The sequence below is a fragment of the Streptomyces sp. NPDC001401 genome (assembly GCF_042895385.1).
Lineage (GTDB): Bacteria > Actinomycetota > Actinomycetes > Streptomycetales > Streptomycetaceae > Streptomyces.
On sequence record NZ_JBIAWI010000049.1, the window covers coordinates 1 to 2684 of the forward strand.

The following is a 2684-nucleotide window of genomic DNA, read 5'->3' on the forward strand; positions in this document are numbered from 1 at the left end:
CGGCTCTGTCGGAGATCTTGTGATGCGGCCTGCCCCGGCGCATCTGCTTCTACGCAGTCGTTCGGTGGATCAGTAGCGGTGGCCGGGCCAGTGCGGGTCCTCCCAGCGGTCAAGGCCGGTGACCCCGAGCAGCCGTATCCGGTGAAGCAGTTCTTCGGATGCGCCGATGGCACGTAGCCGGGTTGGAGCATGGCGGACCAGCCAGACAGTCAGCTCGGCGCGCATTTCTTCCCCGTTCTCCCAAGCGTTCCAGGGCAGTTGGTCACCGAGCAGGTCGTACTCCCACTGTGTCGCCGCTTCGGCCAGGTGCTGGTCGGCCGCGGGTCCGGTCAGTGCTTCCCAGGTGTGGAGCCACGGGCTCAGCGCGCCCGATGCCTCGGCGCTCAGTATGAGGACCTCGTACGCGGGTACGGCGGGATCCGGATCGGTGAGCGTGTGCGCCCACCAGGCGTGCAGGAATTCCTCGACTGCCGCGGCCTGCTCAGCAGGCCACTGCTGCCAGTGGCCGAGTGCGAACGAGCGCCCGACCTTTTCCATGCCGAAGAGGGGCTCGATGAGGCCGCTGACGAGGGCCGTGGCGAACTGGGGCAGAATCCTGCGGAGGACGGATGCGTGATCGCTCCAGTCGATTGCCTCCCATGTGCGCTGCAGGAGGTCGGGGTCCAGCTCCGTGTCCGCCACCTTGAGCTGGGCAAGATCTTCCGCGCTGCCCCAGTGGCAGTCGCAGTTGTGCTCGTCGGGGTGGGCGGTCATCCCCCGGAAGGTGACTGCCAGGCCATCCATTGCGGCATCGAGGCGAAGTCGGGCGCGGGATCGGTCGAGGTTCATCATGGACGTTCGCCTTCGAGGACTCCGGGAGTTCGCACCGACCGAAGATCGCTAACTTACCGGGGCGGGCCCCAGCCCGCCATCAACATGACAGCATCCCGATTACTGCAGCCGCTCGCTCACCCGAGGATGGGGTCAGGGGCTGTGAAGGATGCGTCTGCGGAGGAGGTCGAGGTTGGCCCGGCCGAAGCCCATGCGCTTGAGGAGCTTGGCTCTGGTCACCTGTCCCTCGACCTGGCCAGAACTCCAGGGCGTGGACAGGCCGGCGGTGACCGCGTCCATGTCCCTCTTCATGCCGTTGACCAGGGAATGCAGGGCGGGTAGGTCGTCTGCGAGGACGCGGTCCATCCATGCGGGCAGTTCCTCGCCCCGCAGATCGCGCATCATGTCGGCGAAATCGCGAACGTGGCGTGCGGTGGCGTCGAGGTGTGGGCAGGCGGCCCGGATCTCTTTGAGCTCGGCCGCGTCGGTCTCGGCAAGGTGTCCGGGGTTGGTCATGATCCAGCGGACGACGCGCCGGGGTTTCGGGGCGGGCCGGAGCTCGGGAGCAGGCGCGGGCGGGTTCTTCGGCTTGGGGCTGTGCGGCTTTTTGAAGGGTCGGAAGTAGCGGCGGACGCACTGGATGTCTCCGGTGAAGCCGCGTGCGCGCAGTTCGTGGTGCAACTGCGGTATGTCGTGGCAGCCCTCGCGCCAGCGCCTGTGCAGGTAGGGCTTGTGTTCGTCCAGGATCGATGCCCGGTTGGTGGCTTTGACCAGCAGTTCGTCGAGACTTTGAGCGCGGGCGAAGCGCCGTATGGTCGAGTGGTCCAGCCGCAGCTGGTGGCCGATCGCGGCCAGGGACTTGCCCTCGGACAGCAGGTGCTGCACCGCCGTGTACCGCTCGGTAGTGCGGGCCACCAGCCGCCTCGGGTGCCCGAGGACGTCCCGGGTGCCATCCGGCGGGACGAACGACACCCCTTCCGGCGGTGCCTCCGCCGTCCCCCTGGGTGCCGTGGCGGACTCCATGACGGCCGGGGGCGTCGTGAACGCCTTGCGGATGCACTGGTGATGGGCGCCGACCGTCTTCTCCACAGCTTCGGCAAGATTGCGCAGCAGGTGCCAGGCGTCTGCCACTTGCCGGGCCTGCGGAGCCCCACTCCGGGCACCTTCGGCGTAGGCGCCGGCCCGGTCACGGCAGATCACCTCGATCTCAGGGTGACCGCGCAGCCAGGCGGCCAGCGGCTCGGCGTCCCGGCCCGGCAGTACATCGACCGGGCGCCGGTCTTCCAGGTCCACCAGGATCGTGGCGTACGAGCCGCCCTTGCGTAACGCGAAGTCGTCGACCCCGAGGACCCGCACGCTGAACGGTGGTAACTCCGGCAACCCGCGGAGGAGTTCCAGGAGTTTGTCCTTGGCGACGCGGATACTCAGCGCGGCCGCGAGCCGCGCACCCGGCCGACCCGCCAGAACCGCGGCGATCGAGGCGAGCAGCGTGTGCAGCAGCGGCGTGTACCGGGCATGCGGGCTGGTCAGCCCTTCGATCTGCTCGGCGAACGTCACCGCCGGACACTGCGGATTGAGGCACTTGAACCGGCGCACCACGACTTCTACCACCACCGGGGCTCCGCCGACAGGCGCGTCAGCGAGCCGGCGCACATAGCGGCCGTGCACACGCCACGACACCACCCCGCATCTTGGGCACCTCGTCGTCGGCACTGTGGAGTGAGCGCGGAACGTGACCGTTCCGGCCGTACGCTCGATCGACTCGACCACCACACCGGCTAAATGCGGCAGCAACCGCCCCAAACCCCCTGAACCGCACACCCGGTAGATGCCCAGATCAGGCAGGTGACGTCACAAGATCCCCGACAGAGCCG

Annotated in this window: 2 protein-coding genes; both read right to left on the reverse strand. The window is 68.1% G+C overall.

Going from position 1 to position 2684, the window contains the following annotated elements:
* Window positions 1–69 precede the first annotated feature (69 nt).
* Window positions 70–783, reverse strand: coding sequence for a hypothetical protein (locus ACFY10_RS55005; protein WP_390672979.1), 714 nt, complete (start codon window positions 781–783; stop codon window positions 70–72).
* 180 nt (window positions 784–963) lie between these two features.
* A complete protein-coding gene (locus ACFY10_RS55010) occupies window positions 964–2631 on the reverse strand; it encodes an ISL3 family transposase (protein ID WP_390672980.1) in 1668 nt (555 codons plus the stop codon).
* Window positions 2632–2684: the final 53 nt, after the last annotated feature.

Bases quoted from the DNA above. Each gene is read 5' to 3' on its own strand.
- ACFY10_RS55005 (WP_390672979.1), bottom strand. From the start codon at position 783: ATGGATGGCCTGGCAGTCACCTTCCGGGGGATGACCGCCCACCCCGAC.